Source organism: Novosphingobium sp. HII-3, from assembly GCF_002916655.1.
Taxonomy (GTDB): domain Bacteria; phylum Pseudomonadota; class Alphaproteobacteria; order Sphingomonadales; family Sphingomonadaceae; genus Novosphingobium; species Novosphingobium panipatense.
In genome coordinates this window covers 1-1,477 of the sequence record NZ_PPSM01000073.1, presented here as the reverse complement: position 1 = coordinate 1,477, position 1,477 = coordinate 1, and the positions used below count along the sequence as shown (strand labels likewise).

The 1,477-nt window shown below is 58.6% G+C and carries 1 protein-coding gene; it reads left to right on the top strand.

Annotation, left to right across the window (positions count from 1 at the left end):
* Positions 1–466 precede the first annotated feature (466 nt).
* Entirely contained in the window at positions 467–1,288 is an 822-nt protein-coding gene (locus tag C2R25_RS18750; RefSeq protein ID WP_103730640.1) for an SDR family oxidoreductase, read from the top strand.
* Positions 1,289–1,477: the final 189 nt, after the last annotated feature.

Below are 1,477 nucleotides of genomic sequence, written 5' to 3'. Positions count from 1 at the left end.
CGCGTCGTCGCCACAGTGTACGCCTCAGATACCGCCACTCTTCAATACCCCAACGTCCCCAACTTTCATCAACCTCCGACTAGATTACTCAACCCACATAATCAATCATACAATGAAAGGCGACGGGGATAATCGGGCGATCCGCTAGCATGGGTGTCGAAGATGGGGCGAAGTACGGCACGACGTGGCGTTCATGAGGCTGCCTCACCGCGCGTGAACGCTCTCATCCGTGCCTAAACCGCCTGCGCGATGCGCTGCATGGAGACGCAAGCTCGCAATTGACAGTATTTACGAACGAACTATTTAGCTGATTAAAGTGACGTCGGTGGCGTTGTGCTCGTCGATCCCGCCGGCTTGCCATCCTGCGTCCCGTCGCTCCCGACAGATTGGAATGATGATGATCTGCCCTGTGTTTCAGATGTTTCGCTGGGATCAGGGTGGAGCCATCATGTGAGGGAAAGTGCCAATGACGTCGAGCAATAGTGATATCATCCGATCGAATGCCTGTGCTGGGCAGGTCGTATTCGTGGCTGGTGGGTCGAGCGGTATCAATCTGGGCATTGCGCAACGCTACGCCGAACTCGGCGCATCGGTCGGGCTTGTCAGCCGAAGTCAGGATCGTGTCGATGCGGCCGCGGCCACCATCACCGAAGCCGGCGGCAAGGCTATCGGTGTGGAAGCAGACGTGCGTGATTTCGATGCCGTGCAGGCGGCGATGCGAAAAGTACAGGCAGCCTATGGGGACTTCGACGTGGTCATTTCGGGTGCGGCGGGCAATTTCCTTGCACCAGTTATCGCACTTTCGCCCAATGCCTTTCGCACGGTGATCGATATTGACCTGATCGGGACATTCCATGTGTTCAAGGCGTGTTACGATTTCATTCGCAAGCCCGGCGCGTCGCTGATCGCCATCACCGCCGGTCAGGCGGTTCGGCCCACGATGTTCCAGGCGCATGCCTGTGCTGCGAAAGCCGGAGTCAATCTGCTGACCCAGACGCTCGCTATGGAGTGGGGCCCTGCCGGCATACGGGTGAACGGTATCGCGCCGGGCCCGATCGGCGATACGGAAGGCATGGCGAGGCTTGCGCCGAACGCGGAAGTGACCGCACGCCTGAAGGGTCGCATTCCGCTGCGCGACTACGGCACTAAGTCCGATGTCGCCGATCTTGCCGTATTTTTGGGATCGGCCAACGCCAAATACATCACCGGGGCCATCCTAGATTGCGACGGCGGTTCGATCCTCGGCGATGCATCGGGCGATGCCCTGACGTTTTCTAAGAGGGGATAGATGCCAGCGCTGCGGCAGCACCATTAGGCAAGGGCACGGCGACATTGAGGTGCCCCCTTCTAAGTGGTCCATCGACTATTTTAGTCTGGACCATGAAGGAGATGCGGAAATGCCATCGAAGAAGCACAAGCCGGAGGAGATCATCGGCAAGCTACGTGAGGCAGAGATCGTGCTGGCGCAGGGCGGAAC

Bases quoted from the DNA above. Each gene is read 5' to 3' on its own strand.
- C2R25_RS18750 (WP_103730640.1), top strand. From the start codon at position 467: ATGACGTCGAGCAATAGTGATATCATCCGATCGAATGCCTGTGCTGGG.